The organism is Mucilaginibacter sp. PPCGB 2223, from assembly GCF_001705515.1.
GTDB lineage: Bacteria > Bacteroidota > Bacteroidia > Sphingobacteriales > Sphingobacteriaceae > Mucilaginibacter.
The window spans coordinates 937,378-963,533 of the sequence record NZ_MDJS01000001.1; the positions used below are offsets into that span (position 1 = coordinate 937,378).

At 43.2% G+C, this 26,156-nt stretch carries 34 protein-coding genes; 16 read left to right on the forward strand and 18 right to left on the reverse strand.

The features are described 5' to 3' along the window. The first annotated feature begins 6 nt into the window (after positions 1-6). Positions 7-411: a hypothetical protein gene (locus BEL04_RS03860; protein WP_066000407.1), complete on the forward strand. Its 405-nt coding sequence runs from the start codon at positions 7-9 to the stop codon at positions 409-411. A gap of 293 nt (positions 412-704) precedes the next feature. On the opposite strand, the gene BEL04_RS03865 is transcribed toward BEL04_RS03860, so the two are convergent. Both BEL04_RS03865 and BEL04_RS03870 read right to left on the reverse strand, forming a co-directional pair. Beyond that, on the reverse strand, positions 705-1,403 hold the full coding sequence (locus tag BEL04_RS03865) for a CPBP family intramembrane glutamic endopeptidase (RefSeq protein ID WP_066000408.1): 699 nt from the start codon (positions 1,401-1,403) through the stop codon (positions 705-707). Positions 1,404-1,430: 27 nt separating this feature from the next. Then, a complete protein-coding gene (locus BEL04_RS03870; RefSeq protein ID WP_066000409.1) occupies positions 1,431-1,871 on the reverse strand; it encodes a helix-turn-helix domain-containing protein in 441 nt (146 codons plus the stop codon). A 170-nt stretch (positions 1,872-2,041) separates the two neighbouring features. On the opposite strand from BEL04_RS03870, the gene BEL04_RS03875 reads away from it, so the two are divergent. Both BEL04_RS03875 and BEL04_RS03880 read left to right on the forward strand, forming a co-directional pair. Then, positions 2,042-2,746, forward strand: coding sequence for a 3'-5' exonuclease (locus tag BEL04_RS03875; RefSeq protein ID WP_066000410.1), 705 nt, complete (start codon positions 2,042-2,044; stop codon positions 2,744-2,746). Positions 2,747-2,749: 3 nt separating this feature from the next. Continuing rightward, positions 2,750-4,492 (forward strand): ABC transporter ATP-binding protein, encoded by a 1,743-nt coding sequence (locus BEL04_RS03880; RefSeq protein WP_066000411.1) that lies wholly within the window; start codon positions 2,750-2,752, stop codon positions 4,490-4,492. Between the two features lie 14 nt (positions 4,493-4,506). Here BEL04_RS03880 and BEL04_RS24150 read toward each other — a convergent pair whose 3' ends face one another. The 7 genes from BEL04_RS24150 to BEL04_RS03905 form a co-directional block, all read right to left on the reverse strand. After that, positions 4,507-4,659 carry a hypothetical protein gene (locus BEL04_RS24150; RefSeq protein WP_175403994.1) on the reverse strand — a complete coding sequence of 51 codons (153 nt, stop codon included), beginning with the start codon at positions 4,657-4,659 and terminating at the stop codon, positions 4,507-4,509. A gap of 41 nt (positions 4,660-4,700) precedes the next feature. Next, positions 4,701-4,832, reverse strand: coding sequence for a hypothetical protein (locus tag BEL04_RS24665; RefSeq protein ID WP_256389276.1), 132 nt, complete (start codon positions 4,830-4,832; stop codon positions 4,701-4,703). 6 nt (positions 4,833-4,838) lie between these two features. Beyond that, positions 4,839-5,561, reverse strand: a complete 723-nt coding sequence (locus tag BEL04_RS03885; protein ID WP_066000413.1) for an ABC transporter ATP-binding protein — start codon at positions 5,559-5,561, stop codon at positions 4,839-4,841. Between the two features lie 67 nt (positions 5,562-5,628). After that, positions 5,629-5,997 carry a DUF1801 domain-containing protein gene (locus BEL04_RS03890; protein WP_066000416.1) on the reverse strand — a complete coding sequence of 123 codons (369 nt, stop codon included), beginning with the start codon at positions 5,995-5,997 and terminating at the stop codon, positions 5,629-5,631. 2 nt (positions 5,998-5,999) lie between these two features. After that, on the reverse strand, positions 6,000-6,281 hold the full coding sequence (gene gatC, locus BEL04_RS03895) for an Asp-tRNA(Asn)/Glu-tRNA(Gln) amidotransferase subunit GatC (protein WP_066000418.1): 282 nt from the start codon (positions 6,279-6,281) through the stop codon (positions 6,000-6,002). Then, on the reverse strand, positions 6,278-7,009 hold the full coding sequence (locus tag BEL04_RS03900; RefSeq protein WP_066000421.1) for a 1-acyl-sn-glycerol-3-phosphate acyltransferase: 732 nt from the start codon (positions 7,007-7,009) through the stop codon (positions 6,278-6,280). The genes gatC and BEL04_RS03900 overlap by 4 nt, the downstream gene beginning before the upstream one ends. 41 nt (positions 7,010-7,050) lie before the next feature. Then, positions 7,051-7,794 carry a 1-acyl-sn-glycerol-3-phosphate acyltransferase gene (locus BEL04_RS03905; RefSeq protein WP_066000423.1) on the reverse strand — a complete coding sequence of 248 codons (744 nt, stop codon included), beginning with the start codon at positions 7,792-7,794 and terminating at the stop codon, positions 7,051-7,053. A 37-nt stretch (positions 7,795-7,831) separates the two neighbouring features. Here BEL04_RS03905 and trpS point away from each other — a divergent pair, with 37 nt between their 5' ends. The 6 genes from trpS to BEL04_RS03935 all read left to right on the forward strand — a co-directional run bounded on the left by trpS (position 7,832) and on the right by BEL04_RS03935 (position 14,624). After that, on the forward strand, positions 7,832-8,827 hold the full coding sequence (gene trpS / locus BEL04_RS03910) for a tryptophan--tRNA ligase (RefSeq protein ID WP_066000426.1): 996 nt from the start codon (positions 7,832-7,834) through the stop codon (positions 8,825-8,827). A gap of 75 nt (positions 8,828-8,902) precedes the next feature. Next, positions 8,903-9,517 carry a deoxynucleoside kinase gene (locus BEL04_RS03915; RefSeq protein WP_066000428.1) on the forward strand — a complete coding sequence of 205 codons (615 nt, stop codon included), beginning with the start codon at positions 8,903-8,905 and terminating at the stop codon, positions 9,515-9,517. After that, a complete protein-coding gene (gene kdsB, locus BEL04_RS03920; RefSeq protein ID WP_066000430.1) occupies positions 9,517-10,251 on the forward strand; it encodes a 3-deoxy-manno-octulosonate cytidylyltransferase in 735 nt (244 codons plus the stop codon). The genes BEL04_RS03915 and kdsB overlap by 1 nt, the downstream gene beginning before the upstream one ends. 148 nt (positions 10,252-10,399) lie before the next feature. Further along, the gene (locus BEL04_RS03925) at positions 10,400-12,010 is read left to right on the forward strand and encodes a CTP synthase (protein ID WP_066000432.1); all 1,611 of its coding nucleotides are present in this window, start codon (positions 10,400-10,402) and stop codon (positions 12,008-12,010) included. Positions 12,011-12,036: 26 nt separating this feature from the next. Continuing rightward, complete coding sequence (gene yidC, locus BEL04_RS03930) at positions 12,037-13,848, forward strand: membrane protein insertase YidC (protein WP_066000434.1); 1,812 nt, start codon at positions 12,037-12,039, stop codon at positions 13,846-13,848. Between the two features lie 74 nt (positions 13,849-13,922). After that, positions 13,923-14,624, forward strand: coding sequence for a hypothetical protein (locus BEL04_RS03935; RefSeq protein WP_066000435.1), 702 nt, complete (start codon positions 13,923-13,925; stop codon positions 14,622-14,624). 45 nt (positions 14,625-14,669) lie between these two features. Here the strand turns inward: BEL04_RS03935 and BEL04_RS03940 are convergent, their stop codons facing one another. From BEL04_RS03940 to BEL04_RS03955, 4 genes are all read right to left on the reverse strand, one after another. Continuing rightward, positions 14,670-15,095 (reverse strand): hypothetical protein, encoded by a 426-nt coding sequence (locus tag BEL04_RS03940; RefSeq protein WP_066000437.1) that lies wholly within the window; start codon positions 15,093-15,095, stop codon positions 14,670-14,672. A gap of 62 nt (positions 15,096-15,157) precedes the next feature. Then, positions 15,158-15,724 (reverse strand): hypothetical protein, encoded by a 567-nt coding sequence (locus tag BEL04_RS24155; protein WP_066000439.1) that lies wholly within the window; start codon positions 15,722-15,724, stop codon positions 15,158-15,160. After that, entirely contained in the window at positions 15,724-16,065 is a 342-nt protein-coding gene (locus BEL04_RS03950) for a hypothetical protein (RefSeq protein WP_066000441.1), read from the reverse strand. Before BEL04_RS03950 ends, BEL04_RS24155 begins: the two co-directional genes overlap by 1 nt. An 8-nt stretch (positions 16,066-16,073) precedes the next feature. Next, complete coding sequence (locus BEL04_RS03955; protein WP_066000443.1) at positions 16,074-16,646, reverse strand: RNA polymerase sigma factor; 573 nt, start codon at positions 16,644-16,646, stop codon at positions 16,074-16,076. A 212-nt stretch (positions 16,647-16,858) separates the two neighbouring features. Here BEL04_RS03955 and BEL04_RS03960 point away from each other — a divergent pair, with 212 nt between their 5' ends. The 3 genes from BEL04_RS03960 (at position 16,859) to BEL04_RS03970 (ending at position 18,966) form a co-directional block, all read left to right on the forward strand. Then, positions 16,859-18,175 carry an energy transducer TonB gene (locus tag BEL04_RS03960; protein WP_139112909.1) on the forward strand — a complete coding sequence of 439 codons (1,317 nt, stop codon included), beginning with the start codon at positions 16,859-16,861 and terminating at the stop codon, positions 18,173-18,175. A 5-nt stretch (positions 18,176-18,180) separates the two neighbouring features. Then, the gene (locus tag BEL04_RS03965; protein ID WP_083227746.1) at positions 18,181-18,600 is read left to right on the forward strand and encodes an energy transducer TonB; all 420 of its coding nucleotides are present in this window, start codon (positions 18,181-18,183) and stop codon (positions 18,598-18,600) included. 132 nt (positions 18,601-18,732) lie between these two features. Further along, complete coding sequence (locus BEL04_RS03970) at positions 18,733-18,966, forward strand: hypothetical protein (protein ID WP_066000457.1); 234 nt, start codon at positions 18,733-18,735, stop codon at positions 18,964-18,966. 78 nt (positions 18,967-19,044) lie between these two features. Here BEL04_RS03970 and rpmA read toward each other — a convergent pair whose 3' ends face one another. From rpmA to BEL04_RS03990, 4 genes are all read right to left on the reverse strand, one after another. Further along, positions 19,045-19,488 (reverse strand): 50S ribosomal protein L27, encoded by a 444-nt coding sequence (gene rpmA, locus BEL04_RS23800; RefSeq protein ID WP_083227747.1) that lies wholly within the window; start codon positions 19,486-19,488, stop codon positions 19,045-19,047. Positions 19,489-19,535: 47 nt separating this feature from the next. Further along, positions 19,536-19,844, reverse strand: a complete 309-nt coding sequence (gene rplU / locus BEL04_RS03980; RefSeq protein WP_066000458.1) for a 50S ribosomal protein L21 — start codon at positions 19,842-19,844, stop codon at positions 19,536-19,538. 154 nt (positions 19,845-19,998) lie between these two features. Further along, a complete protein-coding gene (locus BEL04_RS03985; protein ID WP_083227748.1) occupies positions 19,999-20,496 on the reverse strand; it encodes a hypothetical protein in 498 nt (165 codons plus the stop codon). Positions 20,497-20,578: 82 nt separating this feature from the next. Beyond that, positions 20,579-21,967, reverse strand: coding sequence for a dicarboxylate/amino acid:cation symporter (locus BEL04_RS03990; protein WP_066000461.1), 1,389 nt, complete (start codon positions 21,965-21,967; stop codon positions 20,579-20,581). 124 nt (positions 21,968-22,091) lie between these two features. On the opposite strand from BEL04_RS03990, the gene BEL04_RS03995 reads away from it, so the two are divergent. The 3 genes from BEL04_RS03995 to BEL04_RS04005 are packed head-to-tail and all read left to right on the forward strand — an operon-like array spanning position 22,092 to position 23,741. Further along, positions 22,092-22,619, forward strand: coding sequence for a hypothetical protein (locus BEL04_RS03995; RefSeq protein WP_066000464.1), 528 nt, complete (start codon positions 22,092-22,094; stop codon positions 22,617-22,619). 44 nt (positions 22,620-22,663) lie between these two features. Next, positions 22,664-23,161, forward strand: coding sequence for an RNA polymerase sigma factor (locus BEL04_RS04000; RefSeq protein WP_066000466.1), 498 nt, complete (start codon positions 22,664-22,666; stop codon positions 23,159-23,161). Then, positions 23,148-23,741 (forward strand): hypothetical protein, encoded by a 594-nt coding sequence (locus BEL04_RS04005; protein WP_066000468.1) that lies wholly within the window; start codon positions 23,148-23,150, stop codon positions 23,739-23,741. The genes BEL04_RS04000 and BEL04_RS04005 overlap by 14 nt, the downstream gene beginning before the upstream one ends. Before the next feature lie 75 nt (positions 23,742-23,816). Here BEL04_RS04005 and guaB read toward each other — a convergent pair whose 3' ends face one another. Next, positions 23,817-25,286: an IMP dehydrogenase gene (guaB, locus tag BEL04_RS04010; protein WP_066000474.1), complete on the reverse strand. Its 1,470-nt coding sequence runs from the start codon at positions 25,284-25,286 to the stop codon at positions 23,817-23,819. Positions 25,287-25,424: 138 nt separating this feature from the next. Here guaB and BEL04_RS04015 point away from each other — a divergent pair, with 138 nt between their 5' ends. Then, a complete protein-coding gene (locus tag BEL04_RS04015; RefSeq protein WP_139112910.1) occupies positions 25,425-26,153 on the forward strand; it encodes a hypothetical protein in 729 nt (242 codons plus the stop codon). Positions 26,154-26,156: the final 3 nt, after the last annotated feature.

Consider the following 26,156-nt stretch of genomic DNA (forward strand, 5'->3'; position numbering starts at 1 on the left):
ACATTGATGAAAAAGGATTTCCCCGATAATACCGTTGAAGATATAGCTGTTGCAGTCGCCCTCGAAAAGGAAAGCATAGAATCGAAGATGTGGTATGTCTATCTCATCAATCTTAAAAATGTTGCTATCGAAAATGTACTGATCACATCCAGGGGCTATGGCGAAAAAAACGGGGAGCAGGTAAAAACATCAGTATTGAGGCACATGTTCCCGAAAGTTGAGCCCGGTACTTTTGTATTGGTTGAGCCTATTGACGAAGATACTTTCGGACTGACTAACGAATACTGGCTTAGTTACTATATCGACGGTAATATTTACGATAAGAAGTTTATCTTTTTACCCGAAAGCATCATCGATTCGAATTTTATAAAGATACCTGTAGTAAATAAGCCGGGGGTAATGATCAGGTAGTTGTAGGGCCGTAAATTGCCATTGCACTTTAAAAGCGCTCCGTAATAATTGTAAAAAAGCTTAAACTTTCATTACAAATATTTTTTGGGGTGAGAGAAAAGCAAATTAGCAAAGCTCTCAATCTTTGGCAACAGGTACTTCATGGCTTTCGTTGTTGTTTACAGTATCACACACAAAAAGCACACCAATTCAACCCACAATTACACTTTAACAAAAATTTAACGCCTGCCTGATATTACTACGTATTTTATACTCATTAGTACTTAGTCAGCCTGCAAAATGTTGTAGTTTAATTAATACGCTGTTTGCTTTTTAACACAGTACCTGATGAGCAAATAGCTCAGAATGTTCAGCAACAGGAACGGCAAAATAAAACTAATGAGTGATGCCAGGCCGATAAGTTGATGATATTGTGAACTTTGAACGGAAACGAGCAATTGCTTGCCTAACGGACCTTTTGAGAATAAAACAATTTCGGTAAAATCGTAACCGAGGTGTAAACCAAACCCCAGTGCCATTGACCTGGTTTTTACGAACGACCATGCCCATATCCAACCCGCTGTGCCTGTTACTATAAATACAATTATCATCATTACCGGGTTGCCCAGCAAACCGTACGAAAACCAATGGTAAACCCCAAAACATACAGCAGAAAGTATAATGGCCCACTTCTCACCCAGTTTCCGGTTTGCAATGTAAAGCAAGGCACCTCTGAATATCAGATCCTCGTACAAAACAGCTTTTAATACCCACCAAAAGGCAATTCCCAGCATACCCAACGTAAATAGAGGGTTCAAATTCCATTCAATATGTGTTAGCAGCGCATCTTTCCATTTATCTAATGCGCACAACGCAGCGGCTAATAAAAAAGCGCTGAGTATTTGTGGTAGTCGTAATTTAACAGGTGTAAATCCTAAAACTATCAAGTTTTTTTGTTCAAAGATTCGCAATAACACATACGAAAGCAGGACTTCGATTATAATACCGATCATCGGATGAAGAATTTAATGTGTTTATGATTAGCGTTTCACACGCCAGATAAGCAGTAAGTTTATGATGATAAAAGCCATAATACCGGCAATGAACAGGATCAACTCGAAAGTTGTTTCAGGAAACCTGGCCGATTGCTCGGTATAAGCCCAGCCCAACAAAATACTTATTGCGCTAATGCCTGCTGATAAAATTATTTTAGACGGAGTTACTGAAGTTGATTTTATCTCAGTGTGATTTTGTTCTGCCTGTGCCTCATTATCTGTTTCAAAAACCTGTACGGGCATATCGAGCGACCGGGCAATGGTCCTGAGCGTGTACATCCTTGGCATTACCTCACCGTTCTCAATCCGCTGTATCGATCGCGGACTGATATTGGTCATATCCGAAAGCTCTTTCTGCGTAAAGCCCTTTTCAAGTCTTCTTTTCTTTATAGCAAGCGCAACCATTTCTTTTTTTCTTAAGTTCATGGCAAAGATACCCGGGCAGATTTTTAATTGTATGTTCTTGAACACGACGTTTACACGTCAATCAGCAGCCGTTTACCGGCAATGAGTAATAATACGGTATTTTTTTATTCTTGTTAGCCGTTTAAATAGATATCGAAAACTAAAAACAAAAAATTATCTTACTTTTAGCAATGCTTGAGCACATCGACCTGCAAAACGTATTGGTGCTGGATATTGAAACAGTACCTCAATATGCCGATTTTGACCAGGTGCCCGAAACATTAAAAAAACTGTGGGCCGCAAAAACCCAGTACCAGCGTAAAGACGAAACACCCGATGAGTTTTACGAACGTGCCGGCATATGGGCGGAGTTCGGTAAAATCATCTGTATTTCGGTAGGCATATTTACCCCTGGCAGCCCTGTGGGCCTGCGTGTAAAATCATTTGCAGGGCACGATGAAAAACTAATCTTACAGCAATTCTGTACGTTGCTCGGCAAACAATCTAAAAACCTGATGCTGTGTGCACATAATGGTAAGGAATTCGATTTTCCGTACCTGTGCCGGCGGATGCTCATTAATGCGGTACCTATCCCATCCCAACTCGAGATATCGGGCAAAAAACCATGGGAAGTAAACCACCTTGACACGATGGAGCTCTGGAAATTTGGCGATTATAAAAGCTACACTTCTCTGAGTTTGTTAACCGAAATATTTAATATCCCAACCCCAAAGGATGACATCGATGGCAGTATGGTCGGCCATGTGTACTGGCAGGAAAGCGACCTGCCGCGAATTTGCATTTATTGCCAAAAGGACGTCGTAGCCACAGCGCAGCTTTTGCTCAGATTCAGGGGCAGCGCATTAATCGCCGAGGAAAATATAACAATAGTTTAAAATATGCTCACCGTCAATAACCTTAAAGTTGAATTTAAAACAGAGAATGGCCTGTTTGAAGCCGTAAAAGGCGTTTCGTTTAAACTGGCCAAAGGCGAGGTTATTGGCATCGTAGGCGAATCGGGGTCGGGGAAATCGGTAACATCCCTGGCTATAATGCGGCTGCTCGAGACTTCTGTGAGCCAGGTAAAGGGAGAGATATTGTTGGATGAGGCGAACCTGCTGAAACTACCGGAAAATGAAATGCAGCTGATCCGCGGCAATCGCATTGGGATGATCTTTCAGGAGCCCATGACCTCGCTTAACCCGGTACTGACATGCGGTTTCCAGGTCGCCGAAGCGATTAAACGTCATCGGCGCTTAAACAATACCGAGGCTCGCGAAAGAGCCTTGGCTTTATTTAAAGAAGTGCAGTTGCCACGACCAGAGTCAATATTTGATTCGTACCCGCACGAAATATCGGGCGGCCAAAAACAGCGTGTGATGATAGCGATGGCGCTATCGTGCGACCCGGAGATACTCATCGCCGATGAGCCGACCACCGCATTGGATGTAACGGTGCAAAAAACCATTATCGAGCTCCTGCTAAGGCTGAAGACGGAGCGCAACATGAGCCTGATCTTTATCTCGCATGATCTGGGCGTGATCAGCGAAATTGCCGACCGGGTGATCGTGATGTACAAGGGCAATGTTGTTGAACAGGCCGGAATTACCGAAATATTTAACAATCCGCAACATCCCTATACAAAAGGCTTGCTGGCATGCCGCCCCTCTCCTGCCTATCAATTAAAAAAACTACCGGTATTATCGGATTTTTTAAAACTTGACGAACAGGGCAATATGCAAGGCTCCGGTTTAAGCATTGAGGAATTGCGTAAACAACTCACTTATTCCGACAAGGAAATAGACGACCGTAAACAGCAATTGTACAGTCGGCAACCTATCCTTAAAGTGCAAAACCTGTGTACCTGGTACCCTGCCGGCGGAGGTTTCCTCCAAAAAGCAAAAGAAATGATTAAGGCCGTTAACGATGTGAGTTTTGAGGTTTATCCAGGCGAAACGCTGGGTTTGGTAGGCGAATCTGGCTGTGGTAAAACTACCCTGGGACGAAGTATTCTACGCCTGGTCGAACCAACTTCGGGCAATGTAGTATTTGAAAGCACAGAGTTGCAAAGCCTGAAAACGGAAGAGATGAGGCGGATACGGCGGGATATACAGATCATTTTTCAGGACCCTTACTCCTCTTTGAACCCTCGCCTGGCGGTAGGAGAATCGATCATGGAACCTTTGCAGGTACATGGTTTATATCATAACAATACACAGCGTAAACAGCGGGTTATAGAATTATTAGAGCGGGTTAATCTGACGGCCGCGCATTTTAACCGGTATCCTTACGAGTTTTCGGGCGGACAAAGGCAACGTATCGTGATAGCGCGCGCTATAGCGTTACAACCTAAATTTATTATTTGCGATGAGTCGGTTTCTGCACTCGATGTATCGGTACAGGCGCAAGTTTTAAACCTGTTGCGCGAATTACAGCAAGAGCTAAATCTCACTTATATCTTTATCTCGCATGATCTGTCGGTCATCAAACACATTTCAGACCGTATTCTGGTCATGAATAAAGGGGTTATTGAAGAAAGCGGCACGCCGGAGCAGATCTACTATCAACCGCAAAACGCGTATACACAAAAACTCATCGCTTCCATACCAGGTCGGGTTCCGGCTAAAAATAATACAAACTGAAGACCGGCAGCGGCTTAGGGCATCGGTGCCAGCCTGATGGTATCCAAGCCTTTGTTAGCAGTTACTGTTGTACGTTCATACCCTGCCTTTACAACCGTAAATTTGAATTTTGGCCTGCCAAACATCAATGAGGTAAAAAATGTAGTTAACTTAAACCGCCCTGCCATATCAGTAATGGTATCTGATTTAGCAGGATCGGGTTTGGGGCTTACAGATACGATCCGGGCTCCGGGTACAGGTTTGCCGGTGTTTTTGCTACCACAATTGCTGTTATGCTTTTATATCCCTCGCAACTGCTTAAGATAGCCAGCATAGTTAACATCAGGATGCGCAATTTCATAAACTATCAGCTTTCGGGCACTTTATGCCCAACCGTGTGGATATCCGGGTTCTGATAATCTCTTTCTATTAAACCATCGCGCATGCGCACAATGCGGTGAGCATGCAGAGCAATATCCTCTTCGTGTGTCACCAGTATAATTGTGTTGCCCTTGGCGTGGATATCTTCAAGCAAACCCATAATTTCGATCGACGTTTTGGTATCCAGGTTACCCGTAGGCTCGTCGGCCAATATAATGGATGGATTATTGATGAGCGCCCTTGCAACGGCAACACGCTGACGCTGCCCCCCGGAAAGTTCATTCGGCTTATGGTCAATACGGTTCCCCAGACCAACGTTCTTTAATGCCTGTGTGGCTAATTCCTGGCGTTTGGCTTTCTTAACACCGGCATAAATGAGCGGCAAACCAACATTATCTAAAGCTGTATTACGCGGTAGCAGGTTAAATGTCTGAAAAACGAAACCAATTTCTTTGTTACGCACTTCGGCAAGTTCGTTGTCGCTCATCTGGCTAACATTAGTGCCATTTAAAATATATTCGCCTTTTGATGGGGTATCCAAACAGCCCAGGATATTCATGAGCGTTGACTTTCCCGAACCCGAAGGCCCCATTAAAGCTACAAATTCGCCTTTTTTTATCGTTAACGAAACCGATTTAAGGGCGTGGATAACCTCGGTGCCGATAACATATTTACGACCTATATCTTTAATGCTAATGAGTGGCTCCATTCGTTTTTGTTTTGTTTGACTAAGATAAGGTATAGAATGTTACAGAGGATAAACGAATTTTTGACGGCTAACTTTTCAATTTAATCTTACCTGAGGTATACAATGAAATAGCCTGCTGTAATATGCTTTGAATGGTATTAATTGGAAGATCAGCGCTGCCGTCAAATAACATAATCTTCATGCGGCCGCGCTTTTCCTGTAGCAGATTGGGGTGCTCGATATGTTTGCCTTCCACTATGCCGATATAGGGTTGATGCAATGTTTTATGCACCCACAAATAGCAGAACATTTTGCCTTTGAAACAGAAGAACGGCATCCCGTATTTCCATGCGGCGGTTATATTCTCATCCTGGGCCAGGATGATATCGCGCAACGCCAGTAAACAACTTTTTACAGGTTCTGGTTGCTCAAAATATAACTTTTCGAGCTCGGTCAATATCAGCCTATTACTTTAGCCACCCTGAAATGATCATCATCGTGCTCAGGAGCATTTTCAAGCGCTTGCTCATGGGTGATCTCCTGTCTTACCACATCCGGCCGTAGCGGGCTTAAGGTGGTCGTCATATAAACCAGGGGTTCAACACCGGTGGTATCTATTTCGTTAAGCTTATCCATAAAACCCAGGATATTCTCCATGTCCTTGATCAGTTCTTCACGTTCGGCATCGGTAACTTCCAAACGTGCCAGGTGGGCTATCTTATCAACGGTTTCTTTATTCATGCTTCGGCAAATTTATTATTTATCAGGTTATAAACCTTATCTTTTAACATATCAGCGTCGTCTGTACTCAAGCCATTTGTTTCGATAGGTTTATGAATGTAAATATCGCAAATGCCGGGGCGTGTTCCTAATTTGAAACCGCTGTCCCATAGCACATGCCAGGTATTTAATGATGTTACCGGCAAAACAGGCAATTGCAGCTCTATAGCCAGCCTGAACGGGCCGTTCTTAAACTCGTGGAGTACAGGCGGATAGTCATCCCCTATCTTCCCTTCGGGAAAAACAATGAGAGTTCGCCCCTGCTTTAAATTCTCGCCGGCCTTTTTAAATGCCCTGAAGGATGATATTTTGCTGTCGCGGTCTACAGTAACATCCACACTCTTTAAAAAAATGGAAAACAAGGGGTTGGTCAGCAGTTCGGCCTTGCTCATAAAACTCACATTGTTTTTTATAGCGATCCCCATCGACAGGATATCGAGGTTAGAGGTATGGTTAGGGCAAACAATGTAGGTGCGGCTCCAGTCGATAGGCTGCTCATGTTTTATCCTGAAAAAGAAACCTGAGGCCGTGGCGCTGAAATAACTGATCATCCGCCGCAGCCGGTTAAGCTCTTTATAGCGCGAGGGTTTACGCGAGTAAAAATACAGCAACGGATAAAAAAGCACCAGGCCCAAAGCGGCCGTAAATATGTAATAATAATTATGTGCCCTCCGTAAAAAAAGTATCATGTATAAGGTTGGTAAGTTTTATCAAGATACGTAAAAAGGCATTATCGGGATTGAAGCTCGTTTTCGGCTCTGAATTTTTGATCAATGATGCCGAACACCTTGTCCTTCAGCTTATCGGCATCATCCAGGCTCATATCGGCTGTTTCGATGGGCCTGTGTACGTAAACATGGCTGACGCCTGATCTGGCGCCTGTTTCGAGACCGGTATCCCATATCAGCTTCCAGTTATCGATACAGGTTACAGGGATGATCGGTATTTTAAGTTCGATAGCCAGGCGGAAAGGGCCGTTTTTGAACTCGTTGAGCCGGGGCGGATAATCGTCGGGAATTTTACCCTCGGGGAAGATCACTACCGTCATGCCGTTCTGCAGGCGCTCTCCGGCCTTTTTAAAAGCCTTAAAGGATGAAATTTTACTATTGCGGTTAACCGGGATATCAATGGTTTTGAAAAAGATACCCAGTGCAGGGTTACGTACAAACTCTTCTTTGCCGATAAAGCAAAAATTATTTTGCACCATCAGCGTAATGGCCGTGATATCCAAACTTGAGCTATGGTTAGGGCAGATAATATAGGTGCGGCTCCAGTCGATAGGCTGTTCAAACTGGTAACGATAGCGTATGCCTGCAACGCCCGAACTTAGCCAGCCGCATATTTTGCGCAGCTTGTTCATTACAGGATATCGGCTTGGCTTTCGCGAAAAGAAATAAAGCAGCAGGTAAAATAAATAGATAAACGTGGCTACGCCGTAGCGATAAAACCGGGCATGTAGTTTCCTTAGGATCATCGTCCCCAAAAATAGAAAAAATACTTACTTTCGCCCCATGGAAACTGTTGTTAGTGGTATTCGTTCCACCGGAAAATTACATTTAGGCAATTACTACGGAGCCATTCAAAACTTCGTAAAAATGCAGAATGAGTTTAAATGCTTCTTTTTTATAGCCGATCTGCACTCGTTAACCACCCACCCTACACCTACCGACCTGCATGGCAACGTGAAGCAGGTTTTGGTAGAGTACCTGGCTGCAGGCATCGATCCTGAAAAGGTTACGATCTATGTACAGTCGGACGTGCCCGAGATTGCCGAATTGTATTTGTATATGAATATGAACGCCTACCTGGGCGAATTGGAACGCAGCACCTCGTTTAAAGATAAAGTACGTGCCAACCCGGATAACGTAAACGCCGGCTTGCTCACTTACCCGGTTTTGATGGCCGCAGATATCCTGATCCATAAAGCTACCAAAGTGCCTGTAGGTAAAGATCAGGAGCAGCATTTGGAAATGGCGCGCACTTTCGGTAACCGCTTTAACCGCTTGTATAATCACGACTATTTCCCGGAGCCTTTTGCTTTTAACTATAGCGATAACCTGGTGAAAATACCAGGTTTGGATGGCAAAGGAAAAATGGGCAAATCAGAAGGCGAAGCCAATGCGGTTTACCTGTCCGATTCGCCTGAAGTTATCCGTAAAAAGGTAATGCGCGCCGTTACCGATAGCGGGCCAACCGCCGAAAATCAGGCTAAACCGGCTGAGATACAAAATCTGTTCGACCTGATGAAAGTGGTATCTGCGCCGGATACCCTTGCACACTTTGATGAGCAATACAACAAATGCGCCATCCGCTATGGCGACTTGAAAAAACAGCTGGCCGAAGATATGGTCATAGCCACCGCGCCCATTCGCGAACGTATCGATGCCATTGCCAACGATGCCGTTTACCTGCGCCAGGTGGCTAAACACGGCGCCATTAAGGCTCGTGAAAGCGCACAAAAGACAATTAAAGACGTAAGAGAAATTATCGGGTTCCGTGGTTTTTGAGTTATCAATAAATAACCATTAGGATTTTCGATTTATAACTTTTACCTTTTGACTTTAAACTTTTGAACTAACAACATGCACATAGCCATTGTAGGCAACATCGGGGCCGGTAAAACCACACTAACAGAACTATTAGCCAAAAACTACGGCTGGGAGCCGCTTTACGAAGCGGTTGACAACAACCCATACCTGGAGGATTTTTATGGTGATATGAAACGCTGGAGCTTTAACCTGCAGATCTATTTCCTGAATAATCGCTTCCAGCAAATCATCGAGATACAGAAAGGTACGCGTAATATTATACAAGACAGGACGATATACGAAGACGCTTTCATCTTTGCCGAAAACCTGCACGATATGGGGCTGATGACCAGCAGGGATTACGAAAATTACCGTGCTATTTTCGATAACATTACCAGCTTTATCAAACCGCCCGATCTGCTGATCTATCTCAAAGCGTCGGTACCAACGCTGGTAAACAACATACAGCGCCGCGGCCGCGAATACGAAAGCGGTATCCGCCTGGATTATCTTTCAAAGCTGAATGAAAAGTACCAAAAATGGATTAATGGCTATAAGCTTGGCAAACTGCTGATATTGGATAAGGATACGCTCGATTTTACCAATAACCCTGAAGATCTGAGCAGCGTGGTATTGTCGATAGAGCGCGAAATAAACGGCTTGTTTTAATGAAAGTTCTCGGCATCATCCCGGCTCGCTACGCCTCTACCCGCTTTCCGGGTAAACCTTTGGTTGATATTGCTGGTAAAAGCATGCTGCATCGCGTTTATGAGCAAGCCAAAAAGTGTAAAAGCCTGCATGAAGTGATTGTTGCTACGGATGACCTGCGCATATTCGACCATGTAAAAAGCTTTGGCGGGATGGTAACCATGACATCCGATAGGCATCAAAGCGGTACCGACCGCTGTGCCGAAGTTGCTGCAAAATATCCGGAATACAATGTTGTGATTAATATACAAGGCGATGAACCTTTTATCGATCCCGAACAGATAGCACGTGTAGCAAGTTGCTTTAACGAGCCGGGTACACAGTTAGCAACGCTCATCAAAAAAATAACCACCACCGAAGAACTCTATAACTTCAGCTCGCCGAAGGTTATCATCAATAAACTGTCGGAAGCCATCTATTTTTCACGGGCAGCAATACCACACGTGCGCGGCGAAGAACCACAACGATGGCTTTATCATAGTACTTACTACAAGCATATCGGTATTTACGGTTATAACAGTGCCATACTGCAGCAGATCACACTCCTGCCTCTATCCTCGCTCGAAAAAGCCGAAAGCCTCGAACAACTACGCTGGATTGAGAATGGCTACCGCATTAAGGTTGCCGAAACTGAGTTGGAAACGCATGCTATCGATACACCCCAAGACCTTGAAAAGCTATTAAAAAACCTTTAACAATATTGTTGTAATCGCTTATATCGACTTCCAAACAAAAGGCATTTTCTCCACAATTACGGCTTAATCCAAAAAATTTATTACTTTTGCATCCCGTACACAAACATTTGGTTTCGCTCTTTTTTGAAGCCAGAATCTCATAGAACACATGACTAAATACATTTTTGTTACGGGTGGCGTTACTTCGTCATTAGGGAAAGGTATAATTTCCGCTTCGCTCGCAAAACTTTTACAGGCCCGTGGTTACAGCGTAACCATCCAGAAATTCGACCCTTATATCAACATTGATCCGGGTACGATGAACCCGTACGAGCATGGCGAATGCTATGTAACCGAGGATGGCGCCGAAACCGACCTCGACCTTGGGCACTACGAGCGTTTCCTGAACACGCCAACATCAAAAGCCAATAACATCACTACCGGCCGTATTTATCAGAATGTGATCAACCGTGAGCGCCAGGGTGCTTTTTTGGGCAAAACTGTACAGGTTGTACCCCATATTACCGATGAGATCAAAAACAATATCCGCATTTTAGGCGAAGGTGGTAATTACGATATCGTAATTACGGAGATAGGTGGTACCGTGGGTGATATCGAATCGCTGCCGTTTATTGAAGCTGTGCGCCAGTTCAGATGGGAAACCGGGCAGAACAACTCGCTGGTTATCCATCTTACTTTAATTCCCTTCCTGGCAGCTGCAGGCGAATTAAAAACAAAACCTACCCAGCACTCGGTTAAAATGTTGCTGGAGTATGGTATACAGCCTGATATTTTGGTTTGCCGTACCGAGCATCATATTAATTCTGATATCCGTAAAAAAATTGCATTGTTTTGTAACGTTAACATCAACGCGGTAGTCGAATCGATCGATGCGTCGACAATTTACGATGTGCCGTTGCTGATGTTGAAAGAACAACTGGATAAAACTGTTTTAAGCAAGCTTAAACTGCCAGCCAAAAACGAGCCTAACCTCGAAAGCTGGAAAGATTTCCTGGGCCGTTTAAAAAATCCGACCGCCGAAGTGCGTATCGGTTTGGTGGGCAAGTATGTTGAGTTGCCCGATGCTTATAAATCTATTACTGAGTCGTTCATCCACGCAGGCGCTAAAAATGAATGTAAGGTGCGTGTTGAAACAATTCATTCGGAAGAATTAACGCCTGAAAATGCGATTGAAAAACTGCAGGGTCTGCATGGCATATTGGTAGCGCCGGGTTTTGGCCAGCGAGGTATCGAGGGTAAAATTGAAGCGATACGTTACGTTCGCGAAAACAATATTCCGTTTTTTGGTATCTGCCTGGGCATGCAAATGGCCGTAGTTGAGTACGGGCGCAACGTGTTGGGTTTAAAAGGTGCACACAGTACCGAAATGGATACCGAAACGCCTCACCCGGTTATCGGGATGATGGAAGGACAAAAAAAGGTTACCAACAAAGGCGGTACCATGCGTTTAGGCGCTTATGCCTGTGATCTGCGTAAGAACAGTAAAGCAGCTGCCATTTACGGCAAGGCGCATATTTCTGAACGCCACCGCCACCGTTACGAGTTTAACAACGCATATTTAAAACAATACGAGAACGGTGGCCTGATACCATCGGGTATTAACCCTGATAATAACCTGGTTGAGATCGTTGAGCTTAAAAATCATCCGTTCTTTTTGGGCGCGCAATTTCATCCCGAATTAAAATCAACAGTTGCTAATCCGCACCCACTTTTTGTTAACTTTGTCGCCGCTGCATTGGCTTATGCCCGTAAAAAATAATTGTGATTAATGCAGCATTTTAAATAATGGATAAGAATACATACACAGGATTATTCCTGATCATGCTCATTTTGTTTGGTTTCTTTTACTTAACCAAGCCATCAGAAGCCGACATCAAATTAGCCAAAGCCCGCGAACACCAGGATTCGCTAAAAAGGGCCGGTATAAAACAAGCAGCGGCAACAGCCAAAGCCGATAGCGCCAGCAAAACCATTAAGTTAGATTCGGCAGCTTTGAGATCACCTTTTGGCGCTACTATGGCCGGCACTGAGCAATTCATCACACTCGAAAATGATGAGATGATTGTTAAGCTTTCTACTTTAGGTGGCCGGATACAGTCGGTTGAATTAAAAAACTATAAGACGTTTGACAAACAGCCTCTCGTTCTTTTTAACGGCGTGCAAAACCACCTGGGCTTATATTTTACCGCTGCCGGTAAAAGCATCAACACCAATACCCTGTATTTTAAACAGGTTAGCGCAGATGCCACATCGGTTACACTGCGGTTGAATTACAGCCCAAACCAGTATATCGATTATGTGTACTCGCTGCCAAAAACCGGTTATAAGCTTGGTTTTAATATTAAGATGACCGGCCTTGAGCAGATTATCCCAAGCAATGCTCCTTTAACTTTAGGATGGCAGGCCAGCCTGAACAAAACCGAGAAGGACATGACCATGGAGCGCCAATACTCGACAGTTTATTACAAAGATACCGAAGGCGAGGTCAATAACCTGAATGAAAACAAAGACGACACCATCCAGATCAAAGATAAAAAGCTGGATTGGGTATCGTTTAAACAACACTTTTTCTCAAACGTGCTGATCTACAAAAGCGGCTTTGCAAATGCCAGCCTGCACGTAAGCAGTGATACCAGCATGAAAGGTGAGGTTAAACAAACCCTTGCTAAAGTACAACTTCCAAATAATACCGGTGGCTATTACCCGATGACTTTTTACTTTGGGCCAAACCAATTTGAAATACTGAAAGCTCAGGGCGACGATCTTGAAAAACAAATTGCTTTTGGCTGGGGACCACTTAAATACATTAACCGTTGGGTAGTATTGCCTGTATTCGGTTTGTTAAAAACCTTCGGCTGGAACTATGGGTTGATCATCCTGGCACTGACCATCCTCTTAAAGCTGGTATTATCCCCGTTAACCTACAGATCATATCTGTCGATGGCTAAGATGCGTATCCTGAAACCTGAGATCGACGAGATCAAAGCAAAAGTCGGCGAAGACAATCCTACGCTGCTGCAACAGGAAACGATGAAGCTATATAAAAAAGCCGGTGTAAACCCGCTTGGTGGTTGTTTGCCTATGCTGCTGCAATTACCAATCGTATTTGCGTTCCTGCGCTTCTTCCCGGCTTTATTCGAATTGCGGGGCCAGAGCTTTTTGTGGATGAAGGATTTGTCGACTTATGATGATGTGATCAAATTCGGAACGAATATCCCGTTTCTGGGCGACCACATCAGTCTGATGTGTTTGCTGATGACGATATCGACATTTATCTATACTTATTTCAATAACCAGATATCGGGCGTAACCGGCCAGATGAAATACATTGGATACATCACGCCGGTTATCTTTATCGTAGTATTGAACAAATACCCATCGGGTTTGAATTATTACTACTTCCTGGCGAACATGTTAACTTTCACACAACAATATTTGATCCGCCTGATGGTCGACGAGAAGAAAATACATGCCGAAATACAGGAAAACAAAAAGAAGCCCGAAGATAAAACTAAAAAGAAATCGGCATTTGCCCAACGTATGGAAGATTACATGAAGCAACAGCAACAAATACAACAGGCTAATAAGAAGAAATAGGTATTTTAGTTTGAATGAAAACACGGGCTCTGTATATTTGGTATACAGAGCCTTTTTTATAAACCATATCATTTATGTCATTCCGGCTTATTTTTACTTTTATACTACTACTTATCTCAGCACAACTTTGCTTAGCGCAGGAAACAATTGAGTTAAGCACTTATCATGGCGGCGGTATAACCGAAAAATACAATACTTTAAAAAGCGACCGGAAAATAAAACAAGGGCTATATCAGCAAATTACCCGTAAAAACACGGCTATTGTATCGGGGGTTTACGATCATAACAAGCGTGTGGGTATCTGGCATTTTTATGATAAGGATGGCCATGTAAACGAGCTATATAACTACACGACACAAAAATTGCTGTATGAAGCACCCGTTGACAGCACACACGATTATATCGAATACATATTTGATAAAAAAACTACCCGCAAGGATACGGTGACCAAGCCCGTGCGCATTGGCGGCACGTGGTTTGGTTATCTGCCTTATATTAAGCTCTTTAAGGTCGATCCGCTGAACTTCTACGGATCGGTGACAATACGTGCATTTTTACAGATACTGGTAAGTCCGGGCGGCCGCTTATCCGAATGCAAGCTCATTGTGCAACTAAAAAACAATAATGCAATTTTGGATACCTATTTATTGAACAATGACCTGTTGGATGAATACGACAAGCAATTTGTGGCTGCCACAATTAACCGGCAACCGGTAGTGTCTACTATTTCAATATTGGTAAAAATTAATCCCGATTGGTCTATCAGCTTATATTAAAATTAAAAAGGCCTCCCTTTTTCGAAGGAGGCCCCTAATTGTATATTATTGTTGTTTATCGGGGGCGTTGGGTGGAGGCGGGCCCTGCGGTCGTGGCGGGCGCATAGTTTTTTCAACTTCCTTATATTTGGTAAACTGGGCTTGGGTAAGTACCTTTTTTATTTCTGCATCGCGGATAGCGACAAGGCTATCTGCCGATTTCTTTTTCCCCGGTGGCAATGGCGGCGGCGGTGGCGGGGGCATTTTACCCCGCACCTTTTCTATGCCTGTAAAAAAATTTTTGTAGGCCGCTTCTACCTTCGCTTTTTGCGCCGGGTTTAAAGTAAGGTCTTTCTCAAGCTTGCTGCTTACTTGTTTTGAATGCTCCTCGGGTGATGGCGGTTTTTGTCCGGGCGGAGGGCCCTGCTGTGCCTTAACCATACAGGTTGCTAAAAGCAAACCCGATAAAAGGATTGTAATCTTAGTTTTCATAATTTAATTGCTTTTAGGGTATTAGATGCTGCAATTTTAGAAATCCTGCGCCGCTCATCATTTTATTGTGGCGGGCCTTGTCCATCGCCAGGTGGTGGCGGCGGGAAATTACCGCCCTGGCCTTGTGGAGGTGGCGGACCTTGCGGCCTTCCCCCTGCCGGCCCCATCATTCGTAATACCTGTTTAATAATATTATCAAATTTTTCTTTCTGCTGATCGTTACACAGGGCGCGCACCTTTTTTAAATGTTCATAGGTGAGCATATCCAGTTTGCTTTCGCATGCAACTATATGGGCCGATAAGCTATCCAACTGTACCTGAGTCGTTTTTGTATCCGAGAGCGAATTAAAAAAAGCATCCTTTGCCTCATGCAATCTTTCCTGGATCAGGCCTACATTCTGGCGATGATGCTGAACAAGCTCGCCGTAAGCCTGCTGCTGCGATTGGTTTAATCCAAGCTGGGCAATGATAAAGCTTTTGGTGTTCTCCTGGCCACGCGGCGTGTCGGCTGGTTTATTAATATCGGTATGAAGTTTCAGGTACCAAAAACCTGCCAGCGTAGCTATATTGGCTAAAACCAATACACCTACGATAAAACCCCACATCCTGTTTTTTAATAATTGATCCATTATCTTTCGGAATTATTGTATAGCACTGTCGTATTCATATTATAATCGGCCGCAAAATTTTGGAGCGCACTCGCCGAACTTGTCGAAACTGAATTATTAACCGAGCTTAAGCCCCTGATAGCCATAATATTAAATACCAGGAACACGGTAAGCACACTTACAGCAAGCACAGGCCGGCTGACCAGCCGCTGTAAAAAATCGGTAGATACCTGGTTCTTTTGTTGTTGCAGCCTCGCTTCAACACGCGTATAGAAAAATGGCGACACCTCTGCCCTGCCTGCCCCATCGAGACTATTGAGTATTGCCTCTATTTCATCATCTCTGTTCGTCCTGGTTTCCATGATGTGATCTATTTATCTGTATGATAATATGTTTCTAATAATTTTCTTAAATTTTGCTTGGCACGATGCATATACGATTCGACGGCCCCTACAGTTACCCCCATAATATCGGCCACTTCCTGGTAATTCTGGCCTTCGATCTTATTGAGCACGAATGCAACCTTCTGGTTTTCGGGCAGCTTATCCAATGCCTTAAACAATATAACCGAACGCTCCTTGTTTTCCATCAATACGCCCGGGTGCACAAAATCGGGCACGTCCCTTTCAACTTCATTATCAGTACCAAACAAGCTGCTTATTAATGCAAAGCGCTTTTTTCGCTGCTTGTGCCGCTGCCAATCCAACACTTTGGTTATAGTAATGCGATAAACCCAGGTGGAGAGCTTCGATTCGCCTTTAAACTTCTGTACCGATTCGTAAACCTGTATAAAAACTTCCTGGGCAATATCTTCAGCCTCCTCCCGGTTTTGCAACATACTTAACGCCGTATTGAAGACCATGTTCTGGTACAGCTCAACAACCTGCCTGAAAGCACTTTGCTGCTTATTTTTTAGCTGTTCAATTAATAGTTCTTCAACCAAAACCGGTTTATATTTAAAGGTTAGACGACATTGCCTAAATAATCCTGCGCTGTAATTTACTTTTTTTTATAAATAAAAAACGAGCTAACCCATTGTTGCAAAAGCACTGTTATAAATTGTTAAATTTTTGCAACATCACAGTTAGCTTTTATACAATTTGCTATCTTAATACTACCTTAGTATTCGTGAAAAAGTATCCCTTATTTTTATTTATGCTTTGTATATCTGCAGTGTTAAAAGCACAAACAGATACCGTTGCGGCTAAAATAAGTAAGATACCAGTTATACATGTCGATGTATTGGCAAAATTCCCCGGCGGCGATTTTACCAAGTATATAGCCGCCAATATCAACTACCAAAAAAAATCAGACAGGAATTTACGCGGCCAGGTAATTATATCTTTAAAGATTGATACAAATGGCAAAGTATCTAACGTGAACATCCTGAAAAGTGTAACACCACAAATAGACCAGGAAGTAGCACACGTGATCAAATCTTCGCCAAGATGGCAACCCGCAATGGTTAAGGGCAAACCTATTGGTGTGTATATGGTATTTAACATTGATATGGGTGTAATAAGCGCACTTGCTCCGCCGGCCAAATCGCAAAATACTATTGCTAACACATCGGAACCAATAAAGAAACCGGTAATAGAACCTGTAGTGACGAGCAAAAAAGCGCCACCTGTTTCTGAAAAAAAGGCAGAACCAACCCCGATTGTTACTACCTCGGAGAAGAAACCTGTTTTGAAAGCGGTAAAAAAACCTATACCCCCTTATGACAAAAAGCCGGTGCCTGTAGAAAAGAAACCATTGCCCCAGGTCGTAAAAAAAACATCGCCGCCCCCTCCGATTACTAAAAAAACTATCCCCGTAGCCAAAACGCCGCCGGCACCGATAAAAAAACCCACACCGGTGATAATTAAGAAGCCCAATCCTATTGTAATTAAGAAACCCGCTGAACAAATCGCAAAAAAGACTGCACCTCCTGCGCCTGCTGTTAAAAAACCTAACGTTGTTGCCGGAAAAAAAGCGATACCTGCAGTGGCCAAAACAATAATACCGCCGCCCGCCGTAATGAAAGTAAAACCACCTGTTGCTAAACCCGTTGAAAAAAAGGTCGCCGCAGACCCCGCAATCAAGCATAGAGCGCCGCTTGTTGCAAAAAGCAAAAAGCCGGAGGATGACCTGAACCACACACTCGGACCATCGTCGGAAGCGTATTTCCCCGATGGTGGTAAACCAGGTTTTTTTAAATACTTAAGCGAAAATATTCACTATCCTATCCTATCAAAGATCAATAAAATTGAAGGTGAAGTAACATTAAGCTTCGTGGTCGACAAAGATGGCACGGTTACTGATATAAAAATTATAAGTGCACCTGCAGAAGACCTTGCGCAGGAAGCCAGGCGGGTAATTTTAGCAGGGCCGAAATGGAAACCAGGTATACAGAACGGCATACCTGTAAAGGAAACTTTTACTGTGCCTATAAATTTTAAGATACAAGATAATAAACCGAGTCAACCCTGAGTATAATGAAACGTCTTTTCTTCCTTTTGTTGTTACTGTTACCATTTTTACCGAAAGCACAAACTGTAACTGTAACCAAACACGCCAATACTGCGCTTAATTTTAAAGCTATCGATGTGGAACCGCAGTTTCCAGGCGGCGCTAAAGCATTCAATAAATACCTGTCGAAAAATGTAATTTACCCTGTAAATGCTTCATCGCAGGAAATGAACGGCTCTGTTACGTTGGCGATGGCCATTGAAAAAGACGGCACTATAACCGATATCAAAATCATCAACGGACTGTCGGAAGTGATGGACCGCGAAACTATACGGTTAATGGCCGCATCGCCAAAATGGAAACCCGGTATGCAGCGTGGGCAGCCTATACGCGTACGCTATACTTTCACTATCAACTATGCTTTAATCGGCGATAAGCGGAGTTAAAATTTTTTTGGTGAAAACATATTGTTCGTATCAAAACGTTATATTTGATATAATCAATTACAACCCCGATAAGCCATCGCTTATACATCCCTGACTCACCGGAGGTTCATACTATTAATAAAACCATTAATTATGAACAAAACAGGCATTTATCTGATGATAGCCGCGGTGGTTATCATTCTCATCGGACGCTTAACATTTCAAAATCTGGTGTATGTTAATGCGGTCGATTCCAACACTTTTACAGTTTACATTAACGGGATCAAGTCGTTCCCATGGCCCGATTTTATTGGCCTGGTCATGTTCATGTCGGGCCTGGTAACCGTTATTGCGCCACCACGCGAAAAAGGACACGTTTATCCTTGATTGAATAAGTAAATAACAAAAAAGCCGTCCCGGATTAATCAGGACGGCTTTTAAAATTTGTTTTAACTGCCGGTTATTTTACTCGGCAGCTGGAGTCTCTTCTGCTTTATCGGCAGCAGGCTCAACTTTTTCTTTCTTTGCTTTTGGAGCTTTTGCTGCTGGAGCAGCTTCTTCCGCAGCGGGTGCAGCCTCAACAACCGGAGCTTCAGCTTTAGGTGCTTTTTTTGCAACAGCCTTGGGAGCTTCTTCAACAGCTACAGGTTGTGCAGCGAAAGGGATAACCGATACATAAGAGCGGTTATCAGCTTTCTTTTTGAAAACTACAGTACCATCGATCAAAGCAAATAAAGTATGATCTTTACCGATACCTACGTTTTTGTCCGGGTTGTGCGGGGTACCACGCTGACGAACGATAACGTTTCCTGCAATAGCTGGCTGACCGCCGAAAATTTTTATACCCAAACGCTTGCTATGTGACTCGCGACCGTTTTTGGAACTACCGGCCCCTTTTTTGTGTGCCATGTTTTATATTTTTTATGAGACCTTAACAGGTTCTCGGAGGTTAATAATTATAAAGATATACCTGTGATCTCTATTTTAGTGAATTGCTGACGATGACCGTTTTTCTTTTTGTAACCTTTTCTCCTTTTCTTTTTGAAAACGATTACTTTATCACCTTTTAAATGAGACACGATCTTAGCAGTAACTTTGGCACTTTTCAAATCGGCTCCCAATTTGAATTTGCCATCGTTTTCGGCTAACAATACTTTGTCAAATTCAATACTAGCGCCCTCATCTCCCTGTAAACGGTGTACAAAGATCTGCTGGTCTTTTGCAACTTTAAATTGCTGTCCGGCTATACTTACTATTGCGTACATTATTGTTAATTATTTAGTTATTTAAAATGAGGTGCAAATATAGAGCTTTGTTTTTCAAAAAGCAAGCGAATTTTGGTTTTACTGTTGAAACGCTTAAATGTTGCAGTGTTTGTCTTGAATCTTGATTCTGCTTCCTGGCTCTCTTATTTCTTTCCTATCTTCTCTCCGCTTCATCCAGCCGGCTTTGTATCTCCTTAATCAGGCGTTGAGCGGCATCTTTTAGTTCGGGCTTGCCATCAAAAGCCGCATCAAACATCACGGTTTTAGTTTTGCGCTGATACTTAAACTGAATCAGGTAGTGCGGAGCCTTATTAAAGCCTATCTCCATACTGTCGAAACCAATCCTCGAAGGAAAGTTCCAGAACCCCAGGTCGGCGGCTTTCCGATGCAGATACAGTAAATCGTCGTTATTTAGTTTCAGGTGCTTTTTAATCAATGAATCGCGTTTATCCAGGTATTGATAATTACCTGTTCGCGAATTGTACTTATTGATCAGCGAATCGCCCAGGCCATAATTAAGCGTAATGGATTCAAACTCGGCAAATTTATACGGTGCGTTCTTGATCATCATACCATAGTAGTAAAAACAATACAGCAAGAAAGGTAAGATGATGCTGACCAGCAGAAATATTTTTTTGGCTCTTAATGACATGAACAGGAAATTGAAACGCAAAAGTAAAAATTAAAAAACAACGGGGATTTAGAAGTTAAAATAAATTCCTCAGTTTCCAGAGCTAATTACTGATAACTTTTTCATCCAGTTCGCCTTCCCACTTGCTCACTACCGCGGTAGCCATGGCATTGCCTAAAACGTTGGTTGCCGAGCGCCCCATATCCAGCAGCGGGTCGATGCCAATAAGCAGGGCCAGGCCAGCCTCTGGTATGTTGAATGTGGCGATGGTACCTGCAATTACCACCAGCGAAGCGCGCGGAACACCCGCTATACCCTTGCTGGTGAGCATCAGTATCAATAACATGGTAATTTGCTGACCGAAAGACAATGGGATATTATAGGCCTGGGCAATAAAAAGCGAAGCAAAAGTCATGTACATCATCGAACCATCCAGGTTAAAGGAGTAGCCTAAAGGCAGAACAAAACTTACAATCTTATCTTTACAGCCAAATTTTTCGAGTTCGATCAGCACCCGCGGGTAAGCGGCCTCGCTGGTTGAGGTACTAAAGGCGATCAGTATGGCATCCTTGATATTATTAACCAGTGTGAATACCCTGCCGCTTAAAACCAGGTAGCCTACAAAAATGATCACCAGCCATAAAATGAACAAGCCCGAATAAAATTCAGTGATAAACACCGCATAAGTTGATAAAATGCCCAAGCCCTGTTTGGCCACGATGGCTGTTATGCTACCGAAGACGGCCAGTGGCGCCAGCGCCATTACATAGCCGGTTATCTTCATAATGACGTGCGCTATGGCATCCATCGCTTTGATCACGATCTTACCCTGCTCTCCTATCGCAGCCGTAGCCACGCCAAAAAACAAAGCGAATACCACGATCTGCAATATCTCGTTATTGGCCATCGATTTAAAAAAGCTATCGGTAAAAAAGTGATCGAGAAAGGTTTCTAACGATAGCGCCGATTTTTTGATATCGGTACCCAAATGGCTATCGGGCAATGGGATATGCATGTGACTGCCCGGTTGATAAAGATTTACCAATATCATACCTAACAATAGGGATACAAGCGTAGCGCTGATGAACCACAACAGGGTTTTACCGCCAATGCGACCAACCGTACTTATATCGCCAACTTTAGCTACGCCGACTACCAGTGTAGTAAACACCAACGGCGCTACGATCATTTTGATTAGCGACAGAAACTTTTTGCTCAGCAAAGTAAACGGTTCCAGTTTCGACTCGCGTGCATCCGTATTTTCGGTACGTATTTTTACTTGTCCCGATCGTAATACTTTTAAAGCCCTATAATTCGCGCTGGTCGTATCCTTTATCTGTACCAGTTGATTATCGAGCGTTTTAATGCTTACTTCGGCCGCTGACAGTTTATCGTTATAAGGTTTGATAACAGTACCATTATAAATGTATCCGGCTATTACACCGGCAATTAAGGCGATAAAAATATAGAGAGCGAGTTTGTTTTTAACCATGTGCGATTTTAATTGGATCACGAAAATATAACAAAATTTCAATTATCAATGTTAGTAGTTTACCATAATCAAACTTAAAACTATTGAGCACATATAATAAAATCATTACTTTGCCAAAGTATTTATGAGCATTACCCAATACGGTTTACAGGAAATAAAGAAAGAACTGCAGCACCTCGACGATAAGCAGGCAGCTTTGCTCTTGCTGCGCATGGCACGGTACAAAAAAGAGAATAAAGAGCTGCTGGCTTACTTGCTTTTTGATGCCGGTGATGAATTGGCTTTCGCCGAAAATTTTAAGCATGAGATTGGCTTAATGATGAGCCAGGTGCCTTTGCGCAGCTATGATGCTGCCAAGCTTTTACGGAAAGTATTGAAAACAACCAATAAATACATCAAATTTACCGGCTCGAAACAGGTTGAAGCCGAATTACTGCTCACCTTTTGCCGTAATTACCTGGATTATGTGGACAGGCGCACTTCATTTAAACCTTTGCGGACAATTCTGACCAAGCAACTGGAAAAGGTTAAGAAAGCGATAGACAAGCTGCATGAGGACCTGCAGTTTGATTATACTGCCGAATTTGATGCCTTAGTGGCCGATGCCGAAAAACGTTTGCCCTGGTTTCATAAAAACGAATTAACGTTGTAACAATTAATAACTGCACCAGTCTAAGAAATATAATTTAACTGTACGTGACCAATAAAGAGGCGGCATTTAAGCAAATTTTCGAGGCCAATTCAAAAAAGATATTCCATTTGTGCTATGGTTATACCGGCGACGACGATGCCGCGAACGACCTTTTGCAGGAAACTTTTTTGAAAGTATGGCAAAACCTCGAAAAGTTCAGGAACCAGGCCATGATCTCGACCTGGATATACCGCATCGCTGTAAACACCTGCCTTACCTACCTACGATCAGAAAAACGACAAGCAAAAGACGAGCTGACCCCTTTTATCGCTGAAACCAAAATAGACGAAGTAAGCGAAAAAAATGAGCAGGTGGCTTTGCTGTATAAATGTATATCGAAACTGGATGAATCGGAAAGAATTATTATCACCATGGTTTTAGATGAAATGCCATACCCGGAAATAGCAGAAATATCGGGTATATCCGAAGGTAACCTGCGGGTTAAAATTCATCGCATTAAACAGAAGTTGACAGATTTATATAACCACTATGAAAGACTTTGAGCATTTGATGACGGTTTGGCAAAACCAACCCGTAAAGGAGCAGCTTTCGGTGGATGAGGCTCTTAAGCAGGTAAAAAAAGGGATGGGCAGCCTTAGCCGTAAGTTGATGTGGGGGATTGTGGCTATGATAGTGGCTATAGTAAACGCCTTTGTTATTTTATTTTTTATGGTGTTCCAGTCGTGGGTGACTTATGTAGGCATACTTATTATGCTGATACCGATGGTTACTTATGTGGTAATGATGTTTCGCGATTACCGGTTAATACATCGCCGCGATGTTACCGTTAACCCGACCGATTACCTGCAAAGCCTGAAAGAATACAAAAAGAACCGTGCAGTTCTGTACGGGAAACTATATTACTCTTATATCGTGCTGCTCAGCATTGGCCTGGCATTATACTTTTTAGAAGTATTGAATGATGCTACGCTGACAGGAAAAATAGTGGTTTACACATTAACCGCAGTATGGTTCCTGATCTGCACATTTTACCTCAAGGACCGCATTGTAAAAAATGAAGAGGAAAAGATCAACCTGATTGTTGAGCGTTTGGAACGTTTGAAAGATCAGTTTGCGGTATAAGATAGTCTTGAGTCGAGAGTCCTGAGTCAGGAGTCGAAAAGGACTCAAGACTAAAGACTCCGGACTTAGAACTAATTAACGTGTATAATTCGGCGCTTCTTTGGTTATCGTAATATCGTGTGGGTGCGATTCGCGGATTCCAGAAGCCGTAATGCGCACAAACTGTGCTTTTTGTAATGCTTCGATATCTTTAGCGCCGCAGTAACCCATACTGGCGCGTAAACCGCCTACATACTGATACATTACTTCGGCCAAAGTACCTTTGAACGGTACACGGCCAACGATGCCTTCTGGAACCAATTTCTTGATATCATCCTCAACATCCTGAAAATAGCGGTCTTTTGATCCCTGTTCCATTGCCTCAATCGAACCCATACCTCGGTATGATTTAAATTTACGGCCTTCGTAGATGATAGTTTCGCCTGGCGACTCTTCCACACCGGCAAATAACGAACCTGCCATTATGGTACTTGCTCCTGCACCGATAGCTTTGGCAATGTCACCTGTATGCTTAATCCCGCCATCGGCAACTACCGGTATGCCTGTGCCCTGCAGGGCCTTAGCGCATTCGTAAACTGCATATAACTGCGGTACACCTACACCGGCTATAATACGGGTGGTACAGATAGAACCCGGGCCAATACCTACCTTGACAGCATCGGCACCTGCATCGGCCAATGCCCTGGCTCCTGCGCCGGTGGCTACGTTGCCCACCATTACCTGTAATTGAGGATATTTGGCTTTTACCTCTTTCAGTTTATCAATAACGCCCTTGCTATGGCCGTGAGCGGTGTCTATCGTAATAACATCCACCCCGGCTTTTACCAGGGCATCTACCCTGTCTAAAGTATCGGCAGTAACGCCAACTGCGGCGCCTACGCGTAAACGGCCGTGCTCATCCTTGCAAGCTGCAGGGTAATTTTTAAATTTCTGGATATCTTTAAAAGTGATCAAACCACTCAGGCGCCCGTCTTTATCTACTACCGGCAGTTTCTCGATTTTATAGTTCTGCAATATTTCCTCGGCTTGTACTAAAGTAGTTCCTTCGGGTGCGGTTACCAGGTTATCTTTCGTCATTACTTCGGTAACCGGCTTAGCCATTTGTTTTTGAAAACGCAGATCGCGATTAGTAAGGATACCTTTTAGTTTCCTGTCGCCATCAATAACCGGTATGCCGCCGATTTTATATTCTTTCATTATTTTAAAGGCATCGGCTAAAACGGCGGTTTCCAACAAAGTAACCGGATCCTGTATCATCCCGCTTTCCGAACGTTTTACCTTGCGCACCTCATCAGCTTGTTGCTGTATGCTCATGTTTTTGTGCAGCATACCAATACCACCTGCCTGGGCAATGGCGATAGCCAGTTGCGACTCGGTAACGGTATCCATAGCGGCCGAAACAATAGGCACATTGAGCCTGATGTTACGGGTTAAAAAGGTACTGGTATTTACTTCGCGCGGCAACACTTCCGAGTAAGCCGGGAGCAGTAAAACATCATCGTAAGTTAAACCTTCGGAAACGAATTTGGCGGGATCGAGTGACATGGCAAATGAGATTATGTTTTCTTATTTGCCGGGCAAAGATAGGTTTTTTTATGGAAAATATGAAATGGAAGATGGAATATGTGTCGATTTAATGTCTCTGCTAAATAAAATCTTAAATTAGGGTCAAATACTAAACTCATGAAGTTGACTTATTCTATTTTGCTATTGATGTTATGGATACCGCTTTATGGACAGACTAATCAGGGAAAGACGAATAAGCTCAATATAGATCAGTATGATTACAGCAAGATATGGACCCATACTGATAATCAGGTTATTTTTGGCTTTATTGGGAATAACCACCAGCGTATACGGGTGAAGTTTATTACCGTAAGCCGCGATCCAAACGATATGGGACTTTACAATATTACCGGTAAAACTATGGTGAAGGGGAACATCTGCGATTTTACGGGAACGATTACTATTGCTGCTTTTAGCAAATACTCAAAAGCGTCGTATGGCGTGGATAATGAATACAAAAATAAGGTTAAGGCTCAATATGGTTTGACCGGATTGTATACGTTCTATGAAGATAAAACACAAAAGCATGTCGGCGTATTTAAGGGTAGCGTTAAAACCAATTTTTATGTCGACAGAAAAGATCAGGTACATTATGATGACATTGATCTTAATGCAGACGGTTTTACCAACAATGAATTTGTAGGTATATGGACAAGTTATGATGGTAAAATAACCAAAATATGCAATTGGGGCGATTACCGGATACCTAATGCCGGGAGTTTTGATCACGGAGCCGGAGAATTTGGGCCAAATACCAAGGATGTTTCTTTGGGCTGGCAGAGTTATATTGATCAGTTTAAATCTGCGGAAGCAAAAAAAGAAGAGCAACGCACATGGTGGAAGTAGTTT

Excerpts from the sequence above, each read along its gene's own strand:
- BEL04_RS03860 (WP_066000407.1), top strand. The coding sequence starts at position 7 with ATGAAAAAGGATTTCCCCGATAATACCGTTGAAGATATAGCTGTTGCA.
- BEL04_RS03865 (WP_066000408.1), bottom strand. The coding sequence starts at position 1,403 with ATGATCGGTATTATAATCGAAGTCCTGCTTTCGTATGTGTTATTGCGA.
- BEL04_RS03870 (WP_066000409.1), bottom strand. The coding sequence starts at position 1,871 with ATGAACTTAAGAAAAAAAGAAATGGTTGCGCTTGCTATAAAGAAAAGA.
- BEL04_RS03875 (WP_066000410.1), top strand. The coding sequence starts at position 2,042 with ATGCTTGAGCACATCGACCTGCAAAACGTATTGGTGCTGGATATTGAA.
- BEL04_RS03880 (WP_066000411.1), top strand. The coding sequence starts at position 2,750 with ATGCTCACCGTCAATAACCTTAAAGTTGAATTTAAAACAGAGAATGGC.
- BEL04_RS24150 (WP_175403994.1), bottom strand. The coding sequence starts at position 4,659 with ATGGCAGGGCGGTTTAAGTTAACTACATTTTTTACCTCATTGATGTTT.
- BEL04_RS24665 (WP_256389276.1), bottom strand. The coding sequence starts at position 4,832 with ATGAAATTGCGCATCCTGATGTTAACTATGCTGGCTATCTTAAGCAGT.
- BEL04_RS03885 (WP_066000413.1), bottom strand. The coding sequence starts at position 5,561 with ATGGAGCCACTCATTAGCATTAAAGATATAGGTCGTAAATATGTTATC.
- gatC (WP_066000418.1), bottom strand. The coding sequence starts at position 6,281 with ATGAATAAAGAAACCGTTGATAAGATAGCCCACCTGGCACGTTTGGAA.
- BEL04_RS03900 (WP_066000421.1), bottom strand. The coding sequence starts at position 7,009 with ATGATACTTTTTTTACGGAGGGCACATAATTATTATTACATATTTACG.
- BEL04_RS03905 (WP_066000423.1), bottom strand. The coding sequence starts at position 7,794 with ATGATCCTAAGGAAACTACATGCCCGGTTTTATCGCTACGGCGTAGCC.
- trpS (WP_066000426.1), top strand. The coding sequence starts at position 7,832 with ATGGAAACTGTTGTTAGTGGTATTCGTTCCACCGGAAAATTACATTTA.
- BEL04_RS03915 (WP_066000428.1), top strand. The coding sequence starts at position 8,903 with ATGCACATAGCCATTGTAGGCAACATCGGGGCCGGTAAAACCACACTA.
- kdsB (WP_066000430.1), top strand. The coding sequence starts at position 9,517 with ATGAAAGTTCTCGGCATCATCCCGGCTCGCTACGCCTCTACCCGCTTT.
- BEL04_RS03925 (WP_066000432.1), top strand. The coding sequence starts at position 10,400 with ATGACTAAATACATTTTTGTTACGGGTGGCGTTACTTCGTCATTAGGG.
- yidC (WP_066000434.1), top strand. The coding sequence starts at position 12,037 with ATGGATAAGAATACATACACAGGATTATTCCTGATCATGCTCATTTTG.
- BEL04_RS03935 (WP_066000435.1), top strand. The coding sequence starts at position 13,923 with ATGTCATTCCGGCTTATTTTTACTTTTATACTACTACTTATCTCAGCA.
- BEL04_RS03940 (WP_066000437.1), bottom strand. The coding sequence starts at position 15,095 with ATGAAAACTAAGATTACAATCCTTTTATCGGGTTTGCTTTTAGCAACC.
- BEL04_RS24155 (WP_066000439.1), bottom strand. The coding sequence starts at position 15,724 with ATGGATCAATTATTAAAAAACAGGATGTGGGGTTTTATCGTAGGTGTA.
- BEL04_RS03950 (WP_066000441.1), bottom strand. The coding sequence starts at position 16,065 with ATGGAAACCAGGACGAACAGAGATGATGAAATAGAGGCAATACTCAAT.
- BEL04_RS03960 (WP_139112909.1), top strand. The coding sequence starts at position 16,859 with ATGCTTTGTATATCTGCAGTGTTAAAAGCACAAACAGATACCGTTGCG.
- BEL04_RS03965 (WP_083227746.1), top strand. The coding sequence starts at position 18,181 with ATGAAACGTCTTTTCTTCCTTTTGTTGTTACTGTTACCATTTTTACCG.
- BEL04_RS03970 (WP_066000457.1), top strand. The coding sequence starts at position 18,733 with ATGAACAAAACAGGCATTTATCTGATGATAGCCGCGGTGGTTATCATT.
- rpmA (WP_083227747.1), bottom strand. The coding sequence starts at position 19,488 with ATGGCACACAAAAAAGGGGCCGGTAGTTCCAAAAACGGTCGCGAGTCA.
- rplU (WP_066000458.1), bottom strand. The coding sequence starts at position 19,844 with ATGTACGCAATAGTAAGTATAGCCGGACAGCAATTTAAAGTTGCAAAA.
- BEL04_RS03985 (WP_083227748.1), bottom strand. The coding sequence starts at position 20,496 with ATGTCATTAAGAGCCAAAAAAATATTTCTGCTGGTCAGCATCATCTTA.
- BEL04_RS03990 (WP_066000461.1), bottom strand. The coding sequence starts at position 21,967 with ATGGTTAAAAACAAACTCGCTCTCTATATTTTTATCGCCTTAATTGCC.
- BEL04_RS03995 (WP_066000464.1), top strand. The coding sequence starts at position 22,092 with ATGAGCATTACCCAATACGGTTTACAGGAAATAAAGAAAGAACTGCAG.
- BEL04_RS04005 (WP_066000468.1), top strand. The coding sequence starts at position 23,148 with ATGAAAGACTTTGAGCATTTGATGACGGTTTGGCAAAACCAACCCGTA.
- guaB (WP_066000474.1), bottom strand. The coding sequence starts at position 25,286 with ATGTCACTCGATCCCGCCAAATTCGTTTCCGAAGGTTTAACTTACGAT.
- BEL04_RS04015 (WP_139112910.1), top strand. The coding sequence starts at position 25,425 with ATGAAGTTGACTTATTCTATTTTGCTATTGATGTTATGGATACCGCTT.